Source organism: Streptomyces sp. SAI-170, from assembly GCF_049739565.1.
In the GTDB taxonomy this organism is placed as follows: Bacteria; Actinomycetota; Actinomycetes; order Streptomycetales; family Streptomycetaceae; genus Streptomyces.
Genome location: NZ_JBMGQD010000001.1, coordinates 4588450 through 4612958, shown reverse-complemented (window position 1 = coordinate 4612958; position 24509 = coordinate 4588450). Strand labels below are relative to the sequence as shown.

Annotated in this window: 25 protein-coding genes and 1 pseudogene; 12 read left to right on the top strand and 14 right to left on the bottom strand. The window is 71.0% G+C overall.

Features of this window, described 5'->3' with window-relative positions:
- Positions 1-138 precede the first annotated feature (138 nt).
- From RKD23_RS20660 to RKD23_RS20650, 3 genes are all read left to right on the top strand, one after another.
- Entirely contained in the window at positions 139-1227 is a 1089-nt protein-coding gene (locus RKD23_RS20660; protein WP_424854997.1) for an ABC transporter ATP-binding protein, read from the top strand.
- A 208-nt stretch (positions 1228-1435) separates the two neighbouring features.
- Entirely contained in the window at positions 1436-1891 is a 456-nt protein-coding gene (locus RKD23_RS20655; RefSeq protein ID WP_404041763.1) for a hypothetical protein, read from the top strand.
- A gap of 123 nt (positions 1892-2014) precedes the next feature.
- Positions 2015-2746, top strand: coding sequence for a nucleotidyltransferase family protein (locus RKD23_RS20650; RefSeq protein WP_424854996.1), 732 nt, complete (start codon positions 2015-2017; stop codon positions 2744-2746).
- Between the two features lie 96 nt (positions 2747-2842).
- On the opposite strand, the gene RKD23_RS20645 is transcribed toward RKD23_RS20650, so the two are convergent.
- The 6 genes from RKD23_RS20645 to RKD23_RS20620 form a co-directional block, all read right to left on the bottom strand.
- Positions 2843-4516 carry a DoxX family membrane protein gene (locus RKD23_RS20645; RefSeq protein ID WP_424854995.1) on the bottom strand — a complete coding sequence of 558 codons (1674 nt, stop codon included), beginning with the start codon at positions 4514-4516 and terminating at the stop codon, positions 2843-2845.
- Between the two features lie 117 nt (positions 4517-4633).
- Entirely contained in the window at positions 4634-5575 is a 942-nt protein-coding gene (gene rlmB, locus RKD23_RS20640) for a 23S rRNA (guanosine(2251)-2'-O)-methyltransferase RlmB (protein WP_424854994.1), read from the bottom strand.
- A 93-nt stretch (positions 5576-5668) separates the two neighbouring features.
- On the bottom strand, positions 5669-7066 hold the full coding sequence (gene cysS / locus RKD23_RS20635) for a cysteine--tRNA ligase (RefSeq protein WP_424854993.1): 1398 nt from the start codon (positions 7064-7066) through the stop codon (positions 5669-5671).
- Between the two features lie 63 nt (positions 7067-7129).
- Positions 7130-7627 (bottom strand): 2-C-methyl-D-erythritol 2,4-cyclodiphosphate synthase, encoded by a 498-nt coding sequence (ispF, locus tag RKD23_RS20630; RefSeq protein ID WP_424854992.1) that lies wholly within the window; start codon positions 7625-7627, stop codon positions 7130-7132.
- A complete protein-coding gene (ispD, locus tag RKD23_RS20625; protein ID WP_424854991.1) occupies positions 7617-8390 on the bottom strand; it encodes a 2-C-methyl-D-erythritol 4-phosphate cytidylyltransferase in 774 nt (257 codons plus the stop codon). The genes ispF and ispD overlap by 11 nt, the downstream gene beginning before the upstream one ends.
- 320 nt (positions 8391-8710) lie before the next feature.
- A complete protein-coding gene (locus RKD23_RS20620; RefSeq protein ID WP_003953493.1) occupies positions 8711-9193 on the bottom strand; it encodes a CarD family transcriptional regulator in 483 nt (160 codons plus the stop codon).
- A gap of 616 nt (positions 9194-9809) precedes the next feature.
- Here RKD23_RS20620 and RKD23_RS20615 point away from each other — a divergent pair.
- Positions 9810-10451 (top strand): copper chaperone PCu(A)C, encoded by a 642-nt coding sequence (locus RKD23_RS20615; protein ID WP_424854990.1) that lies wholly within the window; start codon positions 9810-9812, stop codon positions 10449-10451.
- Between the two features lie 75 nt (positions 10452-10526).
- Here RKD23_RS20615 and RKD23_RS20610 read toward each other — a convergent pair whose 3' ends face one another.
- Together RKD23_RS20610 and RKD23_RS20605 are read right to left on the bottom strand one after the other, a co-directional pair.
- Positions 10527-11207, bottom strand: a complete 681-nt coding sequence (locus tag RKD23_RS20610) for a response regulator (protein ID WP_404041748.1) — start codon at positions 11205-11207, stop codon at positions 10527-10529.
- Positions 11204-12490 (bottom strand): sensor histidine kinase, encoded by a 1287-nt coding sequence (locus RKD23_RS20605; RefSeq protein WP_404041746.1) that lies wholly within the window; start codon positions 12488-12490, stop codon positions 11204-11206. Before RKD23_RS20605 ends, RKD23_RS20610 begins: the two co-directional genes overlap by 4 nt.
- 214 nt (positions 12491-12704) lie before the next feature.
- Between RKD23_RS20605 and phoU the strand changes: the two genes are divergently transcribed.
- The 4 genes from phoU (at position 12705) to RKD23_RS20585 (ending at position 14847) form a co-directional block, all read left to right on the top strand.
- Positions 12705-13403, top strand: coding sequence for a phosphate signaling complex protein PhoU (gene phoU / locus RKD23_RS20600; RefSeq protein WP_424854989.1), 699 nt, complete (start codon positions 12705-12707; stop codon positions 13401-13403).
- Between the two features lie 173 nt (positions 13404-13576).
- Positions 13577-13729 carry a hypothetical protein gene (locus tag RKD23_RS20595; RefSeq protein WP_404041742.1) on the top strand — a complete coding sequence of 51 codons (153 nt, stop codon included), beginning with the start codon at positions 13577-13579 and terminating at the stop codon, positions 13727-13729.
- Positions 13730-13859: 130 nt separating this feature from the next.
- Positions 13860-14108 carry an SCO4226 family nickel-binding protein gene (locus RKD23_RS20590; protein WP_424854988.1) on the top strand — a complete coding sequence of 83 codons (249 nt, stop codon included), beginning with the start codon at positions 13860-13862 and terminating at the stop codon, positions 14106-14108.
- 169 nt (positions 14109-14277) lie between these two features.
- A complete protein-coding gene (locus RKD23_RS20585; RefSeq protein ID WP_424854987.1) occupies positions 14278-14847 on the top strand; it encodes a hypothetical protein in 570 nt (189 codons plus the stop codon).
- Positions 14848-14883: 36 nt separating this feature from the next.
- Here the strand turns inward: RKD23_RS20585 and RKD23_RS20580 are convergent, their stop codons facing one another.
- From RKD23_RS20580 to RKD23_RS20565, 4 genes are all read right to left on the bottom strand, one after another.
- Entirely contained in the window at positions 14884-16077 is a 1194-nt protein-coding gene (locus RKD23_RS20580; RefSeq protein WP_424854986.1) for an NAD(P)/FAD-dependent oxidoreductase, read from the bottom strand.
- A gap of 107 nt (positions 16078-16184) precedes the next feature.
- A complete protein-coding gene (locus RKD23_RS20575; protein ID WP_424854985.1) occupies positions 16185-17462 on the bottom strand; it encodes an MDR family MFS transporter in 1278 nt (425 codons plus the stop codon).
- 91 nt (positions 17463-17553) lie between these two features.
- Positions 17554-19356 (bottom strand): stealth conserved region 3 domain-containing protein, encoded by a 1803-nt coding sequence (locus tag RKD23_RS20570; protein ID WP_424854984.1) that lies wholly within the window; start codon positions 19354-19356, stop codon positions 17554-17556.
- A gap of 12 nt (positions 19357-19368) precedes the next feature.
- Positions 19369-21066, bottom strand: a complete 1698-nt coding sequence (locus RKD23_RS20565; protein ID WP_424854983.1) for a stealth family protein — start codon at positions 21064-21066, stop codon at positions 19369-19371.
- Positions 21067-21277: 211 nt separating this feature from the next.
- Here RKD23_RS20565 and RKD23_RS20560 point away from each other — a divergent pair, with 211 nt between their 5' ends.
- Positions 21278-22039, top strand: coding sequence for a phosphoglyceromutase (locus tag RKD23_RS20560; RefSeq protein WP_424854982.1), 762 nt, complete (start codon positions 21278-21280; stop codon positions 22037-22039).
- A gap of 73 nt (positions 22040-22112) precedes the next feature.
- Here RKD23_RS20560 and RKD23_RS20555 read toward each other — a convergent pair whose 3' ends face one another.
- A complete protein-coding gene (locus tag RKD23_RS20555) occupies positions 22113-22409 on the bottom strand; it encodes a ribosomal protein L7/L12 (protein ID WP_424854981.1) in 297 nt (98 codons plus the stop codon).
- Positions 22410-22578: 169 nt separating this feature from the next.
- Between RKD23_RS20555 and RKD23_RS20550 the strand changes: the two genes are divergently transcribed.
- Positions 22579-22977, top strand: coding sequence for a hypothetical protein (locus RKD23_RS20550; RefSeq protein ID WP_424854980.1), 399 nt, complete (start codon positions 22579-22581; stop codon positions 22975-22977).
- A 239-nt stretch (positions 22978-23216) separates the two neighbouring features.
- Here the strand turns inward: RKD23_RS20550 and RKD23_RS20545 are convergent.
- Positions 23217-23567: pseudogene (locus RKD23_RS20545) on the bottom strand (GntR family transcriptional regulator); the annotation flags it as partial.
- Between RKD23_RS20545 and RKD23_RS20540 the strand changes: the two are divergent.
- Complete coding sequence (locus RKD23_RS20540; RefSeq protein ID WP_424858292.1) at positions 23547-23981, top strand: ATP-binding protein; 435 nt, start codon at positions 23547-23549, stop codon at positions 23979-23981. The pseudogene RKD23_RS20545 and the gene RKD23_RS20540 sit on opposite strands and share 21 nt — an antisense overlap.
- The gene (locus RKD23_RS20535) at positions 23975-24196 is read left to right on the top strand and encodes a hypothetical protein (protein ID WP_424854979.1); all 222 of its coding nucleotides are present in this window, start codon (positions 23975-23977) and stop codon (positions 24194-24196) included. Before RKD23_RS20540 ends, RKD23_RS20535 begins: the two co-directional genes overlap by 7 nt.
- Positions 24197-24509: the final 313 nt, after the last annotated feature.

The following is a 24509-nucleotide window of genomic DNA, read 5'->3' as shown; positions in this document are numbered from 1 at the left end:
CACAGAGGTCCGGGTACTGACAGAACTGGTGAACGGCAGGTACCGTCCTGATCTGTTCACTCACGTGGACTACACCAACCACCTTCCTACAACGGATCGTCCGGCACGTTCCTGCCGGTAGAAGGGGGCCCATTCACCATGGCCACTGTCACGTTCGACAAGGCGACCCGGATCTACCCGGGTTCCGAGAAGCCCGCCGTCGACGCCCTGGACATCGAGATCGCGGACGGCGAGTTCCTCGTCCTGGTCGGTCCGTCCGGCTGCGGCAAGTCCACCTCCCTGCGGATGCTCGCAGGTCTCGAGGACGTCAACGGCGGCGCGATCCGCATCGGCGACCGCGACGTCACGCACCTGCCGCCGAAGGACCGGGACATCGCCATGGTGTTCCAGAACTACGCGCTGTACCCGCACATGACGGTCGCCGACAACATGGGCTTCGCGCTCAAGATCGCCGGCGTCAACAAGGCGGAGATCCGGCAGAAGGTCGAGGAGGCCGCGAAGATCCTCGACCTGACCGAGTACCTGGACCGCAAGCCGAAGGCCCTCTCGGGTGGTCAGCGCCAGCGTGTCGCGATGGGCCGCGCGATCGTGCGTGAGCCGCAGGTCTTCCTCATGGACGAGCCGCTGTCCAACCTGGACGCCAAGCTCCGTGTGTCGACCCGTACGCAGATCGCCTCGCTGCAGCGCCGCCTCGGCATCACCACCGTCTACGTCACCCACGACCAGGTCGAGGCCCTCACCATGGGCGACCGGGTCGCGGTCCTCAAGGACGGTCTGCTCCAGCAGGTCGACACGCCGCGCAACATGTACGACAAGCCCGCGAACCTCTTCGTCGCCGGCTTCATCGGCTCCCCGGCCATGAACCTGGTCGAGGTGCCGATCACCGACGGCGGTGTGAAGTTCGGCAACTCGGTCGTGTCGGTGCAGCGCGACGCGCTCTCCGCCGCCACCGACAAGACGGTCACGGTCGGCGTCCGCCCCGAGCACTTCGACGTGGCCGGCCCGGACTCGAACCTCGGCGTCGAGGTCGTCGTCAACGTCGTGGAGGAGCTCGGCTCCGACGCGTTCGTCTACGGCACCGCCAACGTCGGCGGCGAGTCCAAGGACCTCGTGGTCCGCGTCGGCGGCCGTGACGTCCCGGAGAAGGGCAGCACGCTGCACGTCGTCCCGCGGGCCGGCGAGACGCACGTCTTCTCCACCTCGACCGGCGCGCGCCTGTCCGACTGAGCGGAACAACCCCGGGTAATTCACCCAGGTTGACGAAGAGGGCCCCGCAGATGGCTGCGGGGCCCTCTTCGTTGTCGACAAATACCCCGGCAAACGTCACATTTCGAGCATCGAGCGTCAACCTGTTACCCAGAAATCGGCACCTTCTCATCCCCCGAACCGGTGACTAAATGTCGCCAAATCATCACCAGGGGCTACGCTGCCCAGCGTGAAGCACTCCACCACCACCCAGACGCGACGCGGCCGGGGCCCTGCCCGCCGGATCGGCCGCAGCCTCGCCCTCGTCCTTCCCGTCGTCCTGGTGCTCTCCGGGACCCTCGCGGTGACCCGGGTCAACTGGTCGGGCGACCCGTCGACCTCGGTGCTCACCGCGTCGGACACCAGCGTCTCCGACGACGCCAAGCCGGCCGCCCCGCGCCGACCGCACGAGCGGCTGCGCGACCAGCTCCTGACCGAGCTCCAGGAGAAGGACCCCGGCATCGCCCTCACCCACCTCCAGCAGGCCGTCGACGAGCGCCCCTCGCTCGCCGCCCACTGCACGTCCATCGCCCGCGCCCTCGGCCGCGCCGCCGTCCGCGTCTACGGCCCCAAGCGCGCCCAGTCCTTCGCCCGCCCGGTCTGCGACACGGCATACGCGTCGGGCGTGATGGTCGCGACGGGCTGAAACACCGACGCCCTGAAAAGGGGCGCGGGGAACTGCGCGACCAGCCACACACGGCCCGCAGCCGCGATCGCACAGAACCCCCCGCCCCAGTGGGCGCAAAAAACGCCCGCGTAAAGTCAGGGCATGACCGACCCGAACGCCGCCACCCGCCCCACCCAGGCCGTGGTCCTCGCCGGAGGCCAGGGCTCACGCCTGCGCCCCTACACCGACGACCGCCCCAAGCCGATGGTGGAGATCCCGGGCACGGGCACGCCGATCATCGGCCATCAGCTCGCCTGGCTCGCCGAGGAGGGCGTCACCGACGTCGTCGTCAGCTGCGGCCACCTCGCCGACGTGCTCCAGAAGTGGCTCGACGCCGCGGATCTGCCGCTGAACGTCACCACCGTCGTCGAGACGGAGCCCCTCGGCCGCGGCGGCGGCCTGAAGTACGCCGCCGCGCGTCTGCCCCACCCGGACCGGCCCTGGTACGCCACCAACGGCGACATCTGGACCCGCTTCTCACTGCGGGACATGGCCGACTTCCACGCCGAGCGCGACGCCGTCGCGACGCTCGCCCTGGCCCGCCCGCGCATCCCGTGGGGCGCCGTCCAGACGGACGGCTTCGGCCACATCACGGACTTCATCGAGGCCCCGCCGTCGACCTTCGAGATCAACGCGGGCGTCTACGTCTTCTCCCCCGAGTTCGCCGGCCTGCTCCCCGAGCGCGGCGACCACGAGCGCACCACGTTCCCGCACCTGGCCCGTGAACGCCGCCTGGCCGGCTTCCCGCTGCCCCAGGGCGCCTACTGGCGCGCCATCGACACCGCGAAGGACCTCACGGAGGCCGCGAAGGAACTGGCCGCCCTGGGCCGCTAGAGGCACCTGCGCCCACGGCTCCTGTGGGCGTACGACGACGGGGTCCCGCATCCGGTGAGGATGCGGGACCCCGTCGTCGTATCCCCGGAAAGGGCGTCAGCCCAGGAGGCCGCCGACCAGGCCGGGCTCCTCGGGCGTGGGCTGGTCGCCGCCGGCGCCGGTGCCGCCGGTGGAGGTGGCGCCGCCGGAGGTGGGGCCGGAGCTGGTGGAGGACGGAGGCTGCTGCTCGGCCGGGGAGGACTGCTGCGGCGGGGCCTCGCCCACGGTGCCCTGGGTCTGGCTGGGCGCGCTGCCCGCCGTGGTCTCCTGCGTGGCGCCGGGCGTGGTCGCGGCGCCCTCGGTGGGGGCGGCCGAGGTGGCGGCCTCCTGGGTGGGCGTCGTGGCGGCGGAGGGGCTGCCGCTCTCCTTCTCGGCGCGCTTCTTCTCGGGCTCCTGCGGCAGCGGCGAGCCGGGCAGCTCGTTGCGCGGGACGCCACCGGGGCCGGGGACGACGATCCGGTCGGCGTCACGGACGGCGCCGCCGAGCAGCGAGCCCAGCAGCAGGGTCAGCCCGGTGACGATGGCGGTGACCAGGGCGCCGCGGCGCAGGACGTAGCTGCGCAGCTCCCAGATGTCGGAGCGGGGGCCGAGCCGGCGCCAGGCCATGCCGGCGACGCGGCCGTCGACGGAGTAGACGGGGGCGCCGGCGATGATCAGCGGCGACCAGGCGGCCAGGTAGATGATGTCGGGGGTGTCGTAGGCGGGGACGCTCTTCCAGCTGACGGTGACGAGCAGCGCGGCCGACAGCAGCGCGCCGAACACGGCGGCGACCCGCTGCCAGCAGCCCAGGACGGTCAGGACGCCCACGACGACCTGCGCGAAGGCGATGACGAGGCCGGAGCCGACGGGGTGTTCCAGGGCGAACTGGCGAAGTGGTTCGGCCACTTCCCACGGGTGGAGGGTGTTGAGCCACTTCACCATGGAGCCGCGCTTGCCGCCGTCGAAGTAGACGGGGTCGCACAGCTTGCCCATGCCGGCGTAGATGGAGATGAAGCCGAGGAAGATCCGCAGCGGGAGGAGGACGACGCCGAGGTTCATGCGGCGGCCGGGGTAGTAGGCGTGCCGCGCGGGGTCGTCGCCGGTGCGGGCGCCGCGGCGGCCGGTGCCGCCGGTGTCCGGCTCGGTGTCGGGGTCCTCGTCGTAGCCGGTGTAGGCGGGTTCGTCGTAGGCGCTGCCGACGGTGCGCATGGCGGGCAGGAGGCGGGTGCCGGCGCCCTCGGGGGTGCGCTGAGCGCCGACGAGCGGGGATTCGACGGTCTGGTCGAGCTGGTCGTAGACGTCGTCGTAACCGTCGTCGTAGCCGGGGCCGGTGACGTCGACGCGCGGGATGACCTGGGTGGCGCCGGCGTCGGCTTCCTCGGCGGGGCGGACGCCCGCTGTGCGCACGGCCTGGAGCAGGCGGTGGGCGCCGGTGTCGTCGGGGGCCGAGCGGCCGCTCCAGACGACGGGGCGGCGGCGGGCGCCGCCGGGCGCCGCCGCACCCGCCGCGCTGACGGCGGGGATGCGGGCGGTGTCCTCGGTGGCGCTCAGGTGCCGTGCGACCCGCGGCGACTGGGCGCGCCGCGAGGAGGCGCCCAACTGCACGCGGAAACTCGCATGGTTGACGATGATCTGCGCCGGGTCGCTCGGCACCTTCACCATGCTCAGCGCGGGAGCGTCGTCGGGTCCGGAAACGAATCCCGACGAGCGGTCCCCCGTGGGTGTGCGGGGTGTTCTGGTGTCCACACTCATCTAACCGAGTGACGCGAGGTTAGGACACTGCTTTGACCTGCCGGATCTGTCCGGACCCCGTCAAGCTTGCCCTGCACGCCAGGATTACCCCGTACGGGTGATCCTGTGGACGTCTGTTCAGCTGCGTCGGCGCGCCGCCTCGTACAGGACGATGCCCGCCGCCACACCGGCGTTCAGCGACTCGGCGCCGCCCGGCATGGGGATGCGCACGCGGTGGTCGCAGGTCTCGCCGACCAGCCGGGACAGGCCCTTGCCCTCGCTGCCGACGACGATGACGACCGGTCCGTCCAGGGCCTGGAGCTCGCCCAGCTCGGCCTCGCCGTCGGCGGCGAGGCCGACGACCGTGACGCCGGCCTTCTTGTAGTGCTCCAGGGCGCGGGTCAGGTTGGTGGCACGGGCGACCGGCGTACGGGCGGCCGTACCGGCGGACGTCTTCCAGGCGCCGGCGGTCATGCCGGCCGCGCGGCGCTCGGGCACGACCACGCCGTGGCCGCCGAAGGCGGAGACGGAGCGGACGACGGCGCCGAGGTTGCGCGGGTCGGTGACGCCGTCGAGGGCGACGATCAGCGCGTCCTCGCCCTCGTCGGCGGCGGCGTCGAGGAGGTCCTCGGGGTGGGCGTACTCGTACGGCGGGACCTGCAGGACCAGGCCCTGGTGGTTGAGGCCGTTGGTCATCCGGTCGAGCTCGGGGCGGGGGGCCTCCATGAGGTTGATCCCGCCGCGCTCGGCCGCGAGCTGGAGCGCCTCGCGGACCCGCTCGTCGTTGTCGATGAACTGCTGGACGTAGAGCGTGGAGGCGGGGACGCCGCCGCGCAGCGCCTCGACGACCGGGTTACGGCCGACGACCAGCTCGGAGGCGGACTTGCCGCCGCGGCCCTTGGGCGCGGGGCGGCGCACCGACTGCTTCGCCTTCGCGTTGGCGATGCGGTTCTTCTTGTGCCCCTTGCGCATCTCGGCGGGCGGGGTCGGCCCCTTGCCCTCCAGGCCCTTGCGTCGCTGGCCGCCACTGCCGACCTGCGCGCCCTTCTTGCCGGACATGCGGCGGTTGTTGGCTGCCATGACTACCTGTCTTTTCGGGGTGCTGCGGAATGGGAAGTACGTACGTCAGTGCAAGTGTGCCGCCCGGGAGGCCGGGCGGCACATTCGCCGAGGTCAGCGGCCGATGCTCCAGCGCGGGCCCTGCGGGCTGTCCTCGATGGCGAGGCCGGACTGCTTCAGCTGGTCGCGGATGGCGTCGGCGGTGGCCCAGTCCTTGCGGGAGCGGGCCGCCTCGCGCTGGTCGAGGACCAGGCGGACGAGGCTGTCGACGACGGCGTGCAGATCCTCGCCCTGGTCCGATTCGCCGGCCCAGTGCGGGTCGAGCGGGTCGAGGCCGAGGACGCCGAGCATGGCGCGGACCTCGGCGAGGCGGGCGACGGCGGCGTCCTTGTCGTCGGCGGCCAGGGCGCTGTTGCCCTGCCGGACGGTGGTGTGGACGACGGCGAGCGCCTGCGGGACACCGAGGTCGTCGTCCATCGCGTCGGCGAAGGCCGGCGGCACCTCGGCGGCGGGCGCGACCGGTCCCCCGGCGAGCTCGACGACGCGCTGCACGAAGCCCTCGATCCGCGCGTACGCCGACTCGGCCTCGCGCAGGGCCTCCTCGCTGTACTCGATCATCGAGCGGTAGTGGGGAGTGCCGAGGTAGTAGCGCAGGACGACGGGCCGCCACTGCTTGACCATCTCGGAGACGAGGACGCTGTTGCCGAGCGACTTGGACATCTTCTCGCCGCTCATGGTGACCCAGGCGTTGTGCACCCAGTACCGGGCGAACTCGTCGCCGTAGGCCTTGGCCTGCGCGATCTCGTTCTCGTGGTGCGGGAAGATCAGGTCCAGGCCGCCGCCGTGGATGTCGAAGGCGGTGCCCAGGTACTTGTGGGCCATCGCCGAGCACTCCAGGTGCCAGCCGGGCCGGCCGCGGCCCCACGGCGTCTCCCAGCTGGGCTCGCCCGGCTTGGCGGCCTTCCACATGGCGAAGTCGCGCGGGTCCCGCTTGCCGGTCTCGCCCTCGCCGGAGGGCTGCAGGAGGTTCTCCAGCTCCTGGTTGGACAGGCGCAGGTACTCGGGGAAGGACTTCACGTCGAAGTAGACGTTGCCCTCGGCCTCGTAGGCGTGACCGCGCTCGATCAGGCCGCGCATCATCTCGACCATCTCGGTGACATGGCCGGTGGCGCGGGGCTCGTAGGTGGGCGGCAGGCAGCCGAGGGCGTCGTAGCCGTCGTTGAACGCGCGCTCGTTGTCGTAGCCGATGGACCACCACGGGCGGCCCTGGTCGGCCGACTTCGCGATGATCTTGTCGTCGATGTCGGTGACGTTGCGGATGAACGTGACGTCGTAGCCGCGGTACTCGAACCAGCGGCGCATGATGTCGAAGTTCAGGCCGGAGCGGATGTGGCCGATGTGCGGGGCCGCCTGGACGGTGGCGCCACACAGGTAGATCGAGACACAGCCCGGCGTGAGCGGGGTGAAGTCACGGATCTGCCGGGCGCTGGTGTCGTACAGGCGAATAGTCACGGGTCCAGGGTAGTGGGCGGGATACGGTGCCCACGACGGTTGTGGACAACACCTAGCGTCGAGTCAGCCGGGCACCCGGGCCACGAGCGCGGTCGCGATCGCCATCAGGCCTTCTTCCCTGCCGGGGAAGCCGAGGCCGTCCGTGGTGGCGCCGGAGACGGAGACGGGGGCGCCCGCGGCCTCGGAGAGGATCTTCTGGGCCTCGTCGCGGCGCTTGCCGATCTTGGGGCGGGGGCCCACGACCTGTACGGCGATGTTGCCGATGGTGAAGCCCGCCTCGCGCACGATCCGCGCCGCCTCGGTCAGCAGGGTCACTCCGGAGGCGCCGGACCACTCGGGTCGGCCGGTGCCGAAGTGCTGCCCGAGGTCGCCGAGGCCCGCGGCGGAGAACAGGGCGTTGCAGGCGGCGTGGGCGACGACGTCCGCGTCGGAGTGTCCGGCGAGGCCGGGGCCCTCGCCCTCCCACTTCAGGCCGGCGCACCACAGCTCGCGGCCCTCCGCGAAGGCGTGGATGTCGGTGCCGATGCCGATCTGGGGCAGCAGGGGTGCGTCAGAAGCCATCGTTGAGCCTCCTGCGGGCGAGGACCGCCTCGGCGAGGACCAGGTCGAGGGGGCGGGTGACCTTGAAGGCCTCCTCGTGGCCGGGGACGGTCACGACCGGGACGCCGAGCTGCTCGATCATGCTCGCGTCGTCCGTGACGTTGTCGGTGACCGTCTCGTGGGCGCGGACCAGGGTGGCGCGGTCGAAGCCCTGCGGGGTCTGCACCGCGCGCAGGCGGGCGCGCTCGGGGGTGGCCACGACCGGCTCCGGCGTGCCGGGCTCCTCGGCGGGCTCGACCTCCTTGACGGTGTCGGCGAGCGGCAGGGCGGGCACCACGGCGGGGGCGCCGTCGCGGACCGCCTCGATCACGGCGTCGACGGTGTCGACCGGGACCAGCGGGCGGGCGGCGTCGTGCACGAGGACGATGTCGTGGCCGGGCGGCAGCGCGTCCAGGCCGAGCCTGACGGACTCCTGGCGGGAATCGCCGCCGGGCACGACCAGGAAGTCGGTTCGCTCGGGCAGCGCGTGCGCGTCGAGCATCGACTTCACCTCGGCGGCGCCGTCGGGCGGGGCCACGACGACCACGAGGGAGACCGCGCGGGAGGCGGCCATGGCGCGCACCGCGTGGATGAGCATGGGGGTGCCGTTCAGCGCGCGCAGCGCCTTGGGGGCACCGGGGCCGAGACGTACGCCCCGGCCGGCGGCCGGGATGACGGCGGCAGTGCGTGCCGGGCGGGCCTCGGAGCCGGTGTCCGAGGGCGAAGGGCGCGAGACGTCAGACATCGCTTCCTGTCAGGTTTGTGTGCGCGGCCTTGTTGGGTATGGCCTCAGTCGGCGTGCTTGGGCACGTGGTCCGACCGGCCCCTTCCGTGACTCCGGTCGAGCCAGTGTCCCGGGCCCGCACAGTACCGGGGGGTGTTCCCCTCGGCGTACGGCTTCGGCGCACGACTCGGACATGCCGGGCGTACGGGGACGTACGGAGCGGGCGTCCGACCTGACGTACTCCGTGTACGCACATGCCGCAGCGCCCGGCGACAGTCGTAGTGTCATCGGGCACCGCGGCATTTCGGTGTGCTGGGCCGGGCGGGTTCACACCGCTCGGTTCAGGAGGCGAGAACCTCGTCGAGCAGGGCCTCGGCCTTGTCCTCGTTGGTGTTCTCCGCGAGGGCGAGCTCGCTCACCAGGATCTGGCGGGCCTTGGCGAGCATGCGCTTCTCACCGGCGGACAGTCCGCGCTCGCGCTCGCGACGCCACAGGTCACGCACGACTTCCGCGACCTTGATGACATCACCGGAGGCAAGCTTCTCCAGGTTTGCCTTGTAGCGACGGGACCAGTTCGTGGGCTCCTCGGCGTACGGCGCGCGCAGCACCTCGAAGACCCGGTCCAGCCCGTCCTGGCCGACCACATCACGCACGCCGACGAACTCCGCATTGTCCGCTGGCACACGTACCGTCAGGTCACCCTGGGCGACCTTCAGCACCAAGTAGGTCTTGTCCACGCCTTTGATCTGGCGAGTTTCGATGGCCTCGATCAGCGCGGCCCCGTGATGGGGATAGACCACGGTGTCGCCAACCTTGAACGTCATGTGACAGGTACCCCTTCCGTGGCTATCCAGGGTAACACGGAAACTGCGGGTTCTGAATGGCGTTTTCGCAGGTCAGGGCATATCTCGGGGCTTGACAACAGCGACAGGAACATGCTGCGGCGGGTCCGTGGAGGCAGGTATTCGCAGGTCGGAGCGGGTCTCCGGGCGGGGTGAAACGCGCACGTCACACACCTCCGGAGGCTCCGCCAACTGGCCGAACATCCCGATATGTCCGCTTCCAAGTGATCGACTTCCGCTACTCCGTTCGGTGAGAGGAGTCGGGTACGAGACGAATCCGGAATTGATCTGCTCGCGTGTCCGCGCCGGTCACCGGTGATCAATTTCCGGCGCCTTGGCGCATTCCTTCACGGAAAATTTGCGAGCGGATCCCGGCGCTTTGCGAGGCGCGTTTGTGTGAATGCCGGACCAGCACCGGGCGAAGTGACCGGTGGCCTGCGCGAGGGGCTCGGGTACCCCCTGCCGAGCGACGCGACGGGCCGGGGGGAGGGTCGGGTGCGGCGGCGCGGGAACGGCTCGGTAACCTGGGGCCGCTGACAGACACTTAGGGCGGCTTTATCAGGAAGGCCGCCCCTGCGTTCAAGGAGTTGCCGCCGCCGTGAGCAGCAGCCTTCGACGCGGCGCCCTCGCCGCCTCCGTCATCGCGTTCTCCTTCGCCTCGCTCGCCGCCTGCGGAGCCGGGAACGACGCGCAGACCCTCGGGATCAGGCCGGACAACGCGGCCACCACCGTCGGCGACATCAAGGTCCAGAACGCGGTGGTGATCACCCAGCCCGACCCCGAGGCCGAGGGCCCGGCCGCGATCTCCGCGACCCTGTTCAACAACGGCGACGCCGCCCAGACGCTGGACTCCATCGCCGTGGACGGCGCCGGCACGGCCGAGATCAAGCCCGTCGAGGGCGACAAGCTGACCATCCCGGCGGGCGGCTCGGTCGTCATCGGCGGCGACGGCAACGCCGTGGCCACCCTCAGCGACGGTGCCGCCCTCACCGACGGCAACGCCCAGAAGGTCACCTTCGCCTTCAGCGAGACCGGCGACGTGAGCCTGCGCGCCTACGTCGTCCCGGCCGAAAGCTTCTTCGCCTCGTGGGGCCCGACCGAGGTGCCCTCCGCGCCGGAGTCCGGCCCGTCCGAGAGCGGCGAGCCCTCCGAGGGCGCCTCGGAGTCCGCCTCCGCCACGCCGACCGACGAGGCCTCCGCCTCCGCGTCGGCCACGGAGTCGGGTGCCGCCGAGCACTGACGGCCGTACGCACACGACGAAGGGCGGGCCTTCCCGATCGGGGAGGCCCGCCCTTCGTCGTCGTACGACCGCTGTTTACGGCTCGAACTTGTAGCCGAGACCCCGCACCGTCACCAGGTAGCGCGGGGCGCCCGGGTCGGGCTCGATCTTGGCGCGGAGGCGCTTGACGTGGACGTCGAGGGTCTTGGTGTCGCCCACGTAGTCGGCGCCCCAGACGCGGTCGATGAGCTGCATACGGGTCAGGACACGGCCGGCGTTGCGCAGGAGCATCTCCAGCAGGTCGAACTCCTTCAGGGGGAGGTCGATCTTGGCGCCGGAGACCGTGACGACGTGGCGGTCCACGTCCATGCGGACCGGGCCGGCCTCCAGGGCGGCCGGGGCGACCTCCTCCGGCTCGCCGCGGCGGCGCAGCACCGCGCGGATGCGGGCGACCAGCTCGCGGGAGGAGAACGGCTTGGTGACGTAGTCGTCGGCCCCTATCTCCAGGCCCACGACCTTGTCGATCTCGCTGTCCTTGGCGGTCACCATGATCACGGGGACGTTGGAGCGGCCGCGCAGCTGACGGCAGACCTCCGTACCCGGCAGGCCGGGCAGCATCAGGTCGAGGAGCACGAGGTCGGCGCCGTTGCGCTCGAACTCGTCGAGTCCGTCGGGGCCCGTGGTCGCGACGGCGACCTCGAAGCCCTCTTTGCGGAGCATGTACGACAGGGCGTCGGAGAAGGACTCCTCGTCCTCGACGACGAGCACACGGGTCACGGAAGGACCTCCGGGGCGGAAAGCGTCTGGTACGCGGTTGAGTCGGGGGAAGGGGAAGACGGTGTGCGGGAGCCTCCGGCTCCCGGCTCGCTCTCTTCGTCGAGGGCGGGGTGCTGCTGCGCGCGGTCGCGGGAGGCCCCCGCCTCCGGCAGCCGCAGGGTGAACGTGGAGCCCTGTCCCTCCGAGCTCCACACCGTGACCTCCCCGCCGTGCGAGGCGGCCACGTGCTTGACGATCGCCAGGCCCAGGCCGGTTCCGCCGGTGGCGCGGGAGCGGGCCGGGTCGACGCGGTAGAAGCGCTCGAAGATGCGCTCCTTGTCCTTGTCGGAGATGCCTATGCCCTGGTCGGTCACGGCGATCTCTATGAGGTCGCCGCCGGGGGCGGTGACCCGGCGCGCGGCGATGCCGACGCGGGTGCGGGCGGGCGAGTAGTTGACGGCGTTCTCGACGAGGTTGCCGAGAGCGGCGGCGAGCTGGCCGCGGTGGCCCCACACCCGCAGGTCGGCGGTGCCTCCCGCGGCCATGGTGATCTGCTTGGTGCCGGCCTGGTGCCGGCAGCGGTCGATGGCCTCGGCGACCAGTTCGTCCACCCCGACCGGTTCGGCGTCCTCCAGCGGGTCGTCGTTCTGCACCCGGGAGAGGTCGATCAGCTCCTGGACCAGGTTGGTCAGCCGGGTCGCCTCGATCTGCATCCGGCCCGCGAAGCGCTGCACGGCCTCGGGGTCGTCGGATGCGTCCATGACAGCCTCGGAGAGCAGGGAGAGCGCGCCGACCGGGGTCTTCAGCTCATGGCTGACATTCGCGACGAAGTCCCGCCGCACCGCCTCTATGCGCCGGGCCTCGGTGAGGTCCTCGACCAGCAGCAGCACCAGCCGGGAGCCGAGCGGGGCGACCCGGGCGGAGACCGCGAGGGCCTCGCCGCGGCCGCTGCCGCGCCTGGGCAGGTCCAGCTCGACCTGGCGTATCTCGCCGTCGCGCCGGGTGTCGCGGGCCATCTGGAGCATCGGCTCGACGGCCAGCTTGCCGCCGCGCACCAGGCCCAGGGCGTACGCCGCGGAGCTGGCCTTGACGACGGCGTCGGCCTCGTCGAGGACCACGGCCGAGGAGCGCAGCACCGACAGGACGGTGTCCACGCCGGGCGGCAGCACCGCTTCGGTGTGCAGGGAGGTTCGGGTGGGGCGTTTCAGGTCGCGTTCGCTCCAGCGGAACGCCAGCATGGCGATGACACCGGTGAGCACCCCGGCGATCGCTGCCGCTGCGGCGACCGCCGCGTTCACGTCCATGCCCCCAGGTTAGGCATGGGATACGGCGTGGCCACAGCCATGCATGTGCGACCTCGAACACTCGTCGCCCAGAGTTCACCCAGGAGCCAGTACCGGTTCATTTGGGATGACGGAATCGGACGCGTGGAGGGCCGAACGTGGGAGTGTGGGGGCGGAACCCCCGAGAAACCGCAGGGGCCGAACCCCTGGGACACACGCACGAGAGGGAACCCTGATGCGGGACGCGTACCACGAGGAACTGGACTCGATCGGCGACGGTCTGGTGGAGATGGCCCGGCTGGTCGGCTCGGCGATCGGGCGCGCCACGACCGCGATCCTCGACGCCGACCTGAAGCTGGCCGAGGCCGTGATCGAGGCCGACAAGAAGGTCGACGAGCTGCAGCACGAGCTGGAGGCCCGCGCCATAGCGCTGCTGGCGCGGCAGCAGCCGGTCGCGACGGACCTGCGCATCGTGGTGACGTCGCTGCGGATGTCCGCCGACCTGGAGCGCTCCGGGGACCTCGCCCAGCACGTGGCGAAGCTGGCCCGGCTGCGCTTCCCGCAGCGCGCGGTCCCGCAGGACCTGCACGCCACGATCCTGGAGATGGGCCAGCTCGCGCAGCGCCTGATGGCGAAGGCGGCGGAGGTCATCATCACCAAGGACATCGACCTGGCGATGCAGCTGGAGCAGGACGACGACGCGATGGACCTTCTGCACCGCGCCCTCTTCCAGCACCTGATGGACGACCGCTGGAAGCACGGCATCGAGACGGCGGTCGACGTGACGCTGCTGGGCCGCTACTACGAGCGGTTCGCCGACCACGCCGTGTCGGTGGCCAAGCGGGTGGTGTTCCTGGTGACGGGTGAGCACGCGGACGACTTCCAGGCGGATGCGCAGCCGGAGATCCAGCCGGCCGCCGGTGACCTGGCCTAGGTCGCGGGCGAGTTGGCCTGGGGTCGCGGGCGAGTTGGCCTGAGGTCGCGGGCGAGTTGGCCTGGGGTCGTACCTCCGCAAAAGGGGGCGCGGCTTCGCCTCCGTGCGCCGTTGACGCGCCTGTCCCGCCGGGCATGCAATGGGCACAGGCACCTGCCTCTCTAGGAGGAACCATGGCCGAGTCCCCCGGTACGCCCGACCCCACCCAGGAAGCCCCGAGCGAGCAGCCCGCCGAGATCAGGAATCTGATGCTGATCGGCGCGTGCGGCTGCGGCTCGGGCTGTGGCTGCGGGTGCCAGGCGGGCAATCCCTGCCAGTGCGGCTGAGTACGACGCGTCGCGAGGCCCCCGGTGTTCCGGCACCGGGGGCCTCGTCGTGTCGCCGTCGTGGCGGGGCGGGCGCAGCATGGAGGTGCGGCCCCTTCCGGTGCCGCGCCTGGGAAGGAGGTGGGAAGCCATGCCCCAGTTCATGGACGTCCACCGCGGGATGAAGGGCATCACGGCCGATCAGCTGATGGAGGCGCACCGGGCGGACCTCGCCATCGAGAAGGACGAGGCCGTGCACTTCGAGCGGGCCTGGGCCGATCCCGAGTCCGGCGTCGTCTACTGCCTGTCCGAGGCGCCCTCGGCCGACGCGGTCCAGCGCATCCACGAGCGCGCGGGCCATCCCGCCGACGAGGTGCACCCGGTTCCGCTGTCGGTCTGACGGGCCTGGCGGTACTGACCGTCCCGACGGTCCCGGCGGTAGATCGCGGGAGTGACACACCGGCATCACACTTGCGTCGCGGCATACACGCTCTTCACGCCATGACCTTGACGAGAAATCGACCTTAGGTGAGCCTTACCTCAGTCTGTGCTTCCCCTAGGAGTCGTCTGTGTCCGCGTTGCCCTCTCAGCCCCCGGCGCCCGTCCGGCGGCTCGGACTGTACGACACCTGGTGGACGGTCTGCGCCGCCGCGCTCGCCGCGTGCCTGGCTCTCGCGGCCTGCACCTGGATGTCCCTGCACCTGCACACGGACGCCACCCTCCACACCGCCGCGCTCTTCGTCCACCTCGCCTCACTGATCCTCGGCTTCGGCGCGGTGCTGGTGGCCGACTACTACGCCCTGCTGTGGCTGACGGGCCGCTGCACCCTGCCCGACACCCTCACCGCGGCGGCCCGGCTGCACCTGCCGATCTGGACCGGCCTGGCCGGACTGGTCGCCAGCGGGGTGCTGCTGCACCCGGACCTGGGCTCCGCCCTCACCCGCACCAAGCTGGCCCTGATCCTCGTCCTGACCGTCAACGGCCTCCAGGCGGGCCTGCTCAACCGCCGGACCGCCCAGCACCCGGCCGGCTCCCCACTCGGCCCCCGGCTGCTCACCTGGGGCGCGGCGACGGCCCTGACCTCGCAGGTGTGCTGGTGGGGCGCGGTCCTCATCGGCTTCCTCAACAGCCGGCGTTAGGTCCTGATGCGGCCGGCCTGGAGCAGCTGCTGTCGCTCATGTCGTCACGAGCGCCCCGTCACGGCCGGCCTGGAGCAGCTGCTGCCGCTTGGAGCCGCCCGAGACGCGGTGCAGGCGGTAGCCGCCGGGCTTGTGGGCCTCCTCGGCCAGGTGCTTGATGATGCCGCTGCACACGATCTCCTTCAGCCGCGCGCCGGGCCGGCCGGCGACGTGGAACCACACGGCGACGTCGTAGCGGTGGGCGAACTGGAAGATGCCGGCACCGCGGCCGAGGCTGATGCACTGCCCGGCGAAGACCTGGTGGAGGTCCTCGGGCTGTTCGCCGTCGATCCGGCTGAGGATCGTGTCGGCGGCGCGCGCGCCCAGCGGTATCGCGGCCTGGCAGCTCATCCGCAGCGGCAGGCCCGAGGGGGCCGCCGAGTCGCCGGCCGCGACGATGCGTACGTCGTCGACGCTGGTCAGCGTCTCGTCGGTGAGCAGGCGGCCCTCCGCGTCGGTGCTCAGTCCGCTGCGCGCGGCCAGGTCCGGGACGGCGAAGCCGGCGGTCCAGACGGTCACACCGCTCGGCACGTCCCGCCCGTCGGCGAGCCGTACGGCGTCCCGCGTCACGGCCGTCACCTCGGCACCGGGCCCTTCCAGCACGTTCACCCCGAGCTTCGCGAGCCGCCCGGCCACCGAGCGCCGGCCCCGCGGGTGCAGGTACGGGCCCAGGACCCGGCCGCACACCAGGGTCACGGCCCGGCCGGCCTCGGCCAGTTCGGCGGCGGTCTCGATCCCGGTGGGCCCGCCTCCCACGACGACGACGGGCGCGGTGACGGGCGCGGCGTCCAGGACGGGCTTCAGCCGCTCGGCGTCCTCCAGCGTGGCGATCGGGTACGCGAACTCGCCCGCCCCCGGCACGGTCGGCGTCGCACCGCCGCTGCCGACGGCGTAGACGAGGTAGTCGTACCCGACGGTGCCGCCGCCGGCCAGCACCACCCCGCGGCCCTGCGCGTCGATCCGCTCCACACTGTCGACCACCAGCTCCACGCCCTCGGCCAGCACGTCCCGGTACGCGACGACCGCGTCGCCGGTCCCTCCGACGTGCTGGTGCAGCCGTACCCGGTTCACGAAGTCCGGCCGGGGGTTGACCAGCGTCACCGCCACGCCGTCCCGCAGCGTGAGCCGGTTCGCCGCCATCACTCCGGCGTAGCCGCCACCGATCACGACCACCTGCGTGTTCCCGTTCATGGTGTCTCCTCCGTCGTCCGTAGCGCGTTCGACCTCAAGACACCGGGCATCACAGGGGTGTGACAGGTTGTGGCCCAGATCACATTCCGCGATGACGGAGGGCCGCGTCAGCCGGTGACCGTCTCCGCCTCGTCCCGCGGCAGCGGTCGTACGGCAGCGGACCGGGAGTCCGCCGGGGACGGCTCCGCCGGGAGCGAGCGCATCAGGAGCCAGTAGCCGATCGCCGCGATCGTGCCGACGACCGCGCACATGCCCCAGAGCCACTCGGCGCCGAAGTGGTCGATGAGGAGGCCGGAGGAAAGGGGGGCGACGAGGGCGGCGACGGACCAGGACATGGTGTACATGCCCTGGTAGCGGCCCCGGCCGTGGACGGGCGAGAGGCGGACCACGATGCCGGTCTGGGTGGGGGCGTTGACGATCTCGGCGAGGGTCCACACGCACACCGTCAGGGCGAAGGCGGCGACGGAGCCCGCGAAGGCCGTGAGGGCGAAGCCGTAGCCCGCGAGCAGGGCCGAGATCACCAGCAGGCGCTGCGGGTCGCGGTGTTCGATGAAGCGGGTCACCGGGATCTGGAGGGCGACGATCAGGACGCCGTTGACGGCGATGGCCAGGCCGTAGTCGGCGGGCGTGAACCCGGCCGCGCCCATGGCCACGGGCAGACCCACCGAGCCCTGCTGGAAGATCACCGCGATCAGGAAGGACAGGCCGACCACGCCCATGAAGCGGCCGTCGCGCAGCACCGTGCCGAGGCCGACCTCCTCGCCCCCGGCCTCCTCGGCGGCGGTCCGCACCGGCTTCGACTCGGGCAGCTTCAGGAACACCACGATCGCGCAGACCAGGGTCATGCCCGCCTCGATGAGGAAGCCCGCGAGGTAGCTGAACTCGGCGATGAAACCGGCCGCCGTGGAGGAGACCGCGAAGCCGAGGTTGATCGCCCAGTAGTTCAGGGAGAACGCCCGCACCCGGTCCTCGGGGCGCACGATGTCCGCCATCATCGCCTGCACGGCCGGCCGCGAGGCGTTGGACGCCATGCCGACCAGGAACGCCACGGCCGCGATGGCGACCGGGTCGTGCATGAAGCCGAGCAGGGCGACGGAGAAGGCCGTCGAGGACTGGGCGATCAGCAGGGTCGGGCGCCGGCCCAGACGGTCGGTCATCACGCCCCCGCCGAGCGAGGAGATGACGCCGCCGAGGCCGTGCAGAGCCGCGACCAGACCGGCGTACGAGGCGGAGTAGCCGCGGTCCAGCGTGAGGTACAGCGCCATGAACGTGGCGACGAACGCGCCCAGCCGGTTGACCAGCGTGCTGGTCCACAGCCACCAGAACTCCCTCGGGAGACCCGAGACGGTCTCCCGTGCGGCACGTCTCAACGAGGCTGGTGACATCGGCGCATCCCCCACAGCTGTAAGCGGCACAAGCGGCGCTCACAACTTACGGAGGGGACTGCCGGGCGCGCCACCGGATTGACGCTCCCCGTCAATCCACGGGCTGTACCGGCGCCTTCTCGCGTATCCGGCGGCGTGCGGGTCCCCCACGGGGCCGCGCCGCGGTGCCCTTGCCCCGGCGCTCGAAGCGGCTCGGGAACGGGTACTTGCGCTGCAGGAACGCCCCGATCGCGTGCTGCGCCGCGGCCCGTGCCGCCGCAGGCGTGTCCACGTCGTTCAGGCAGAAGAAGTCGACGTCCTCGCCGGCCGCGAGCCGCGCGAGGCGCTGCCGCATGTCCGGCGAGCCGAGCTGCACATAGCGGAAGAGGTACTCCGCCGGGACGGCCCGGCCGGTCGCCAGCGCCCAGTGGTGGTGCAGCGTCGAGGCGGGCGCCACGTCCGAGGTGGAGCGGAACCGGGAGTACGCGGTGCGCTGCAGCTCCCCGATCTCGAGCTGCTCCATCTCCCGCATCACCGAAAGGAGTTGCGGATGCGGCGTGTGCAGCGACTTGTTGGTGATCTGCCGGCCGTGGAACCGCTTGATCACCTCACGGGTGTTCTTGCCCGCCGAGTTCGGCGCCGGCTCCAGCGGATGCGGCGCCCCGACCCCCAGCTTCAGCGGCGAGAACGGGATCCGCGCGATGCCGTTGCCGTGGAAGAAGTGCTCCGCCTGCACCGGACGGTTGATGAACACGTCGTCGTTGAAGTACAGGTAGTGGTCCGAAATGCCCGGGATGTGGTGCAGCCGGCTCTCGATCGCGTGCGAGTTGAACACCGGCAGCGCGTCCGCCGGGAGGATGTCCCGGTGGTCGACGACCGTGATGCCCTCCGCCTCCGGGTCCAGCCACTCCGGCACCTGCGCGTCGGTCACCAGATACACATGCCGTACGAAACCGGCGTACATCTCCAGCGAGCGCAGGGCGTACTTCAGCTCGTCATGGCTGGTGTAGCGGGAGTCCCCGGTCTCGCGGGCGGCGATGTCGTTCTCGGAGCGCTCCTGGTGGGCGCGGCGCTTGGCGGCCATCGCCGGGTCGTTGCCGTCGACCCAGGTGTAGACGGCGTCGACCGGGAACAGCACCTCGTCGATGCCGGGCTCGGCGAACGCGGCGAACGTCGGCACCGGGCGGGCGTGGACGGCGACCGTGGCCGGCTTCTGCGCGGCCTCGGGGACGACCTCGGACACCGGGTTGCGGCGCGGGGCGACCAGCGCGGTGGCGTAGACGTCCGCCAGCTTGTCGCCGGGGACCGTCAGATGCCCGGGCTCCGCGCCCAGGTCCCGGCCCTGCCGCCAGAACTCGATGTCGCAGCCCGCCTCCAGGCCGCTGAGCACCTGACCGGCGGGGCCGAGGCGCACCTCACCGATGCGCAGCACCGCGGCCCGGCCGAGGGCCCGCGGCAGCTTGCCGTCGGCCCAGAGCACCGCGTTCGAGACACCGCCGTCCGCGCCGACCGCGCCGACGTACGCCGCCGTGCCCGGAAAAGTCCGCGCGGCCTGCGCCAGGACCGTACGGCGATGGGTGTCGGCGACGCCGACGACCTGGCGCGGCGCGCCGTGCCCGTGCTCCGAGGGCACCAGGAAGTACGGCACCCCCGCCGCCTCCAGCAGGTCGCACACCTGCGCCAGGTCGGCCTCGACGGCCTCCGCGGCGGTGTAGGCGGCGACCGTACGGCCGTACAGCCGCTGCGACCCGAAGGCGACGCGGCGCAGCCCGGGGACCGTGCGCCGCAGCCGGCGGCGGCGCCGGGCGGCGCGCGCTGCCCACAGCCGGGCGGTCAGCCAGAGCCGGCAGCGCAGCAGCAGGTCCCGGGCGGCCCGCATGCCCGCGGATGCCGGCAGGCGGTGACGTATCTCCATGGCCTCAGCCCGTCAGTCGCGCTTCTCGTAGGGGCTGGGGAACGGGAAGTAGTTCTCCAGGAACTCCGCCATGCGGGTGTGCACCTGCTCGCGCTCCTCCTCCGGAACGTCCACGTCGTTCAGGCAGAAGAAGTCGAAGCGGCGGTTGTTCTTCAGGTCCGTCAGGCGCTTGTCGGCGTCCGGGCGGCTGATGTTGACGTACCGGAAGCTGAACTTGCCCGGCACACCGCGGCCCGTCATCAGCGAGTAGTTGTAGAGCATCGGCGCGGTGACGGCGATGTCCGTCGGGGAGCGGAACCGGGACGCCGTGGTGCGCTGGACGTCCTCGGGGAACAGCTCCTCGATCTCCTGCAGCGTGCCACGGTGCTGCGGCAGCGGGGTGTGCATGAAGTTGTTCGTGGTGATCTTGCCGAACTTCTCCAGCAGCAGCGCCCGTACGTTCTTGCTGGCGGAGTTGGTGGCCGTCTCCTCGGCGTGCGGCTTGCCGACACCGATCTTCAGCGGGGACACCGGGATCTTCATCAGGCCGCTGCCGTGGAAGAAGTGCTCCGGGGTGACGCGACGGCCGCAGAAGACGTCGTCGTTGAAGTACAGGTAGTGGTCCGAGATGCCCGGGATGTGGTGCAGCCGGGTCTCGATCGCGTGCGAGTTGAACACCGGCAGGACACCCTCGGGGAAGATGTCGCGGTGGTCGACGACCGTGATGCCGTCGGCGGTGTCGTCCAGCCAGTGCGGCTTCTGGCCGTCGGTGACGATGTAGATGTGCCGCACGAAGTCGGCGTACATCGCCAGCGAGCGCAGCGAGTACTTCAGCTCGTCGTGGCTGGTGTAGCGGGAGGCGTTGATCTCCTTGTCGAGGATCTCGGCCGTGCCCTTCTCCTGGTACTTGGCGCGCTTGGCCCGCATCGCGGGCTCCTCGCCGTCCACCCACGTGTAGACGATGTCCACCGGGAAGGTGACGCGGTTCACGGTCGGCAGGGTCAGCGCGGCGAAGCTGGGCAGCTCGCGGGCGCCGACCTTCACGGTGACCGGCTTCTGCTCGGAGGCCGGCAGCACGTCCGTTATGCCGTTGTTGCGGGGCGCGATCAGCGACTCGGCGAAGACGTCCTCGGACGCCTGCGGCTGCACCTTGGCCAGGCGGCGCGGGCCGTCCTCGCCGGCGAGGAGCTGCCCGCCGTCCTCCCAGAACTCCACGTCACAGGCCAGCTCGGGGCCGGAGAGGAGCTGCCCGGCCGGGCCGAGGTGGTTCTCGCCGATGCGCAGGACCGGAGCCGTGCGCAGGCCGGCGGGCAGGATGCCGTCCAGGAACATCGCCGGGTGCTTGAGCTGGCCGCCGGGCAGCGGACGGCCGATGAAGACCGCCTTGCCCGCGTACAGCTTCTCCAGGCCCGCGAGGAGCCGGTCACGGTCGACGGCGTTGACGCCGACGACATGGCGGGTACGGGCGGTCGGCACGAGGAAGTAGGAGATGTTCTCCTGCTCCAGCGCGGCGACGACCAGGTCGAGGTTGGCGGCGGCCGCTCCGACGGCGGTGAACTCCGTCACAACCCGCCCGAACAACTGCTGGCCGCGTACGACGACGGGACGCAGCACGGGGTTGGTCTCCGCAGCCATACGGCGCCGTCGCATGGTTCGCAGCTGCCAGACTCGCTCGGCGGCCTTCCGCTCGATTCGCGGTCGCATCCGCCGCGCAAAGGAACGCACGGTCACGTTCTGTGCTCCTCATCTGAACCGCTACACCTGCGCTGAGGCAGACAGGTGGACGTGGCTTTAGGTTGTGGAAGAGTTCACCTTAATTTAGAGGGCCGGGCGGTCGGCTGTCAGATCGCCCTCCCCCCGCCCCGGTGGGGCGAAGCCCACACCATTCCACACAGTGAGCACACACCCTCGGGCCCCAGAGCGCTTAGGTAGGCTAAAGGCCATGGCCGACGCACCGTACAAGCTGATCCTCCTCCGCCACGGCGAGAGCGAGTGGAACGCGAAGAACCTGTTCACCGGATGGGTGGACGTCAACCTCAACGAGAAGGGCGAGAAGGAGGCGGTCCGCGGCGGTGAGCTGCTCAAGGACGCCGGCCTGCTCCCTGACGTGGTGCACACCTCGCTCCAGAAGCGAGCGATCCGCACCGCGCAGCTCGCCCTCGAAGCGGCTGACCGCCACTGGATCCCGGTCCACCGCTCCTGGCGCCTGAACGAGCGCCACTACGGCGCCCTGCAGGGCAAGGACAAGGCCCAGACCCTCGCCGAGTTCGGCGAGGAGCAGTTCATGCTGTGGCGCCGCTCGTACGACACCCCGCCCCCGCCGCTCGAGGACGGCTCGGAGTTCTCGCAGTCCTCCGACGCGCGCTACGCGACGATCCCGCCGGAGCTGCGCCCGCGGACGGAGTGCCTCAAGGACGTCGTCATCCGGATGCTCCCCTACTGGTACGACGGCATCGTCCCCGACCTCCTGGCCGGCCGCACCGTCCTGGTCGCCGCCCACGGCAACTCGCTGCGCGCCCTGGTCAAGCACCTCGACGGCATCTCCGACGCCGACATCGCGGGCCTGAACATCCCCACGGGCATCCCCCTCGCCTACGAACTCGACGCCGACTTCAAGCCGGTCAACCCGGGCGGCACGTACCTCGACCCCGAGGCGGCCGCTGCGGCTATCGAGGCGGTCAAGAACCAGGGCAAGAAGAAGTAAGCCCGACGTCTTTGGGAGGCCCCCTGCCTGCGGGTTTGCTGCGGGGAGGGGGCTTTTCGCTGCCTCCGGGCCGTCAGGGCGATGGGGCCGTGCGCTCTCCGGGCTCGGGCTCCTGTCTCCACTCCGCCCTCGCGCCGGCACTCTGGAGCACAGCGACAGCGGACTGGGCCCTGTACGCAGACAGCCCCTTTCGGAGGGTGACGGGCGCTTGGCGCGCCAGGACTCGGCTGTGCCACAAGCTCAGCCCGGTCACCTTGCGCACTGCAAGGACCACATCCATCTCGCGGGGCCCGCAGTCGACGAGGACCACCTCGTGGGACGGATCGTCGCAGAGCAGCGTGTAGTACTCGGTGGACTCTTCGTCGGACATCTCGCCCTCCTGGCCTAAGCGCACGGGAGCGTATGCGCCCTCGAAGACGGCAGCCACGGCTTTTCGCTGCGCTCGCGAGGGCCTTGGTACTGTCCCGCGCACGGGGTGGGGGAAGGTGCCGGTCATCGTGTGGGCGTACGGCCGATTGGCGCCGAGGGGGCGGGTGCGGATGAGCGAGCAGAGGCTGTCCGAAGCAGGCGCGTGGAAGTACCTGGTCGAGACACTCACGATGCTCGCCGCAGAGGCAGAGGACCAGACGGTATGGCTCGAAAGGTACCGACTCGAAACCGACGACTTGGCGTTGGACTACGAAAACGCGGGGGCCGCCATTCACGTCCTCGCCGAAGCCGGCCGGATCGACGTGGCGTTGGAGTCGCGACTCGCACGCATTGACGCGATCCTCGACGCGATGAGCGGGACGCAGCAGTCTTCCAGGTGGACGTACGCGGCACTCACGGCCGACGCAGGGTGGCTCAAAGTGCGCCAGCTGGCACGCGAGGCACTCACCGAACTAGCGGGTACCTGGCAGCAGCCGTTGCCCACCCTTGGCACCTACGGTGGCCCTTGACACCGCGCGAGCCCCGCCTTCACGCAGTTCACCGTGGCAGCTACGGCGTGCCGCCGCACTTGAGGGGCTCGGGCTGTCACTTCCAGGGCAAAGCCTCCCTCGGGCCGTCAGCTGTTGCTGGGCAGTCAGGCGCGGCCGCCCCAGCGACGCGGATTGTCGAGGGTGATCAGCAGAGCGACTGGGATTTGGGGTGTACGAGTTCGGAGAAGCGTCCCGGCGCACCACCGCCGCTCACCCGCTCATGTGGCCGGGAGCTGGTACGACAGGACGTAGGCGTCCGCTGCCATGACCGTGTCGCAGACCTCGACGGCTCGACCCTCGGTGTCGAGGGCAGTCCGGATCAGGTGGATCACGGGCACACCGGAGGCGAGGTGCAGCGTCTTGACCTCGGCCGGCGAGGGCATCCGGGCGCGGATCTCCTCCTCGAAGTGGTCGAGGCGGTGGCCGAGATCTTCGAGGCGCGCGTAGATGCCGCCGGGGCCGGGGTTGGGCTCGGCGATCGGCGTACCGCGCGCGATGTCGAGCGGGAGGTAGGACGTGGCGAACTCGATCGGCCGCCCGTCGAGCAGATACCGGCGCCGCCGGGCGAGGAACGCGTCTGGGGGCTCAATTGCCCAGGTTCCCCGGAAGAGGTCAGCCGAGCCCGCCGCTGGACGCGCGACATTCTGCGTGGCTCGCCATTAGCCGAGGACGCGGAGCTGATCGCGAGCGAGCTGAGCGCCAACGCGATTCTCCACACGGCGAGCGGCCAACGCTCCGGCAGCTTTCACCTGGCCGTCCCCGTCTCGGCGCAGGTGGTCGCGGTATCGGTGACGGACGACGGGGACACGGAGGCTGCCCCGAAGGTCGAGCACCAGGACCAAGCGGAGGACTCCGAGCACGGGCGGGGCCTGGGCATGGTCAGCGCGATTGCTCACCGCGTCGTCATCCACGGCAGCGACCAGGGCCACACGGTCACCGCGGAGCTGTACGCGGACGCCCAGCGGGGAGGCCACCCGTGCTGAAGAAGGAATTCCGCCGCGGCTACTGGTGCGAGTGCTGGACCGAGGACGTCACAGATCCACGGCCGAGGGCCCTTGTCGCCTCGTTCGACGCCGACACCGCAGCCCAGGCAGACAGGTGGGTGGCGATCACCCTCCGCACCATGACACCCATGCTCGACGCCGCCGCTAGCGAAGAGGCCTGGGAGTGGCTCTACGACGGCCGCATCACGACCTGACAAGCACTCCTACGGGCAGAACCCTGCACGATCACGGTCACGCAGGCCGACGTAAGTGTCACGTGGACCATCCGCCCAGTGCTCTTCCTTCAGCTCGCCGACCGCGAGGGCGCCGAACTCCCGGCATGCACATACCACTTTCAAGCCCCTCGCGACCGACCGAGTTACAACTTTCTCTACTGGTTCAAGGCGGCTCGCTCCGCTCCCCGCGCGCGGCCCGGCCCCCGGCTGAGCCTGCACTCCTATCTCCGCCCCGCTCCAGCCCGGCCAGCGTCCGGGCCGCACACACAGCACCGACTAGAAGGCGCGAGCC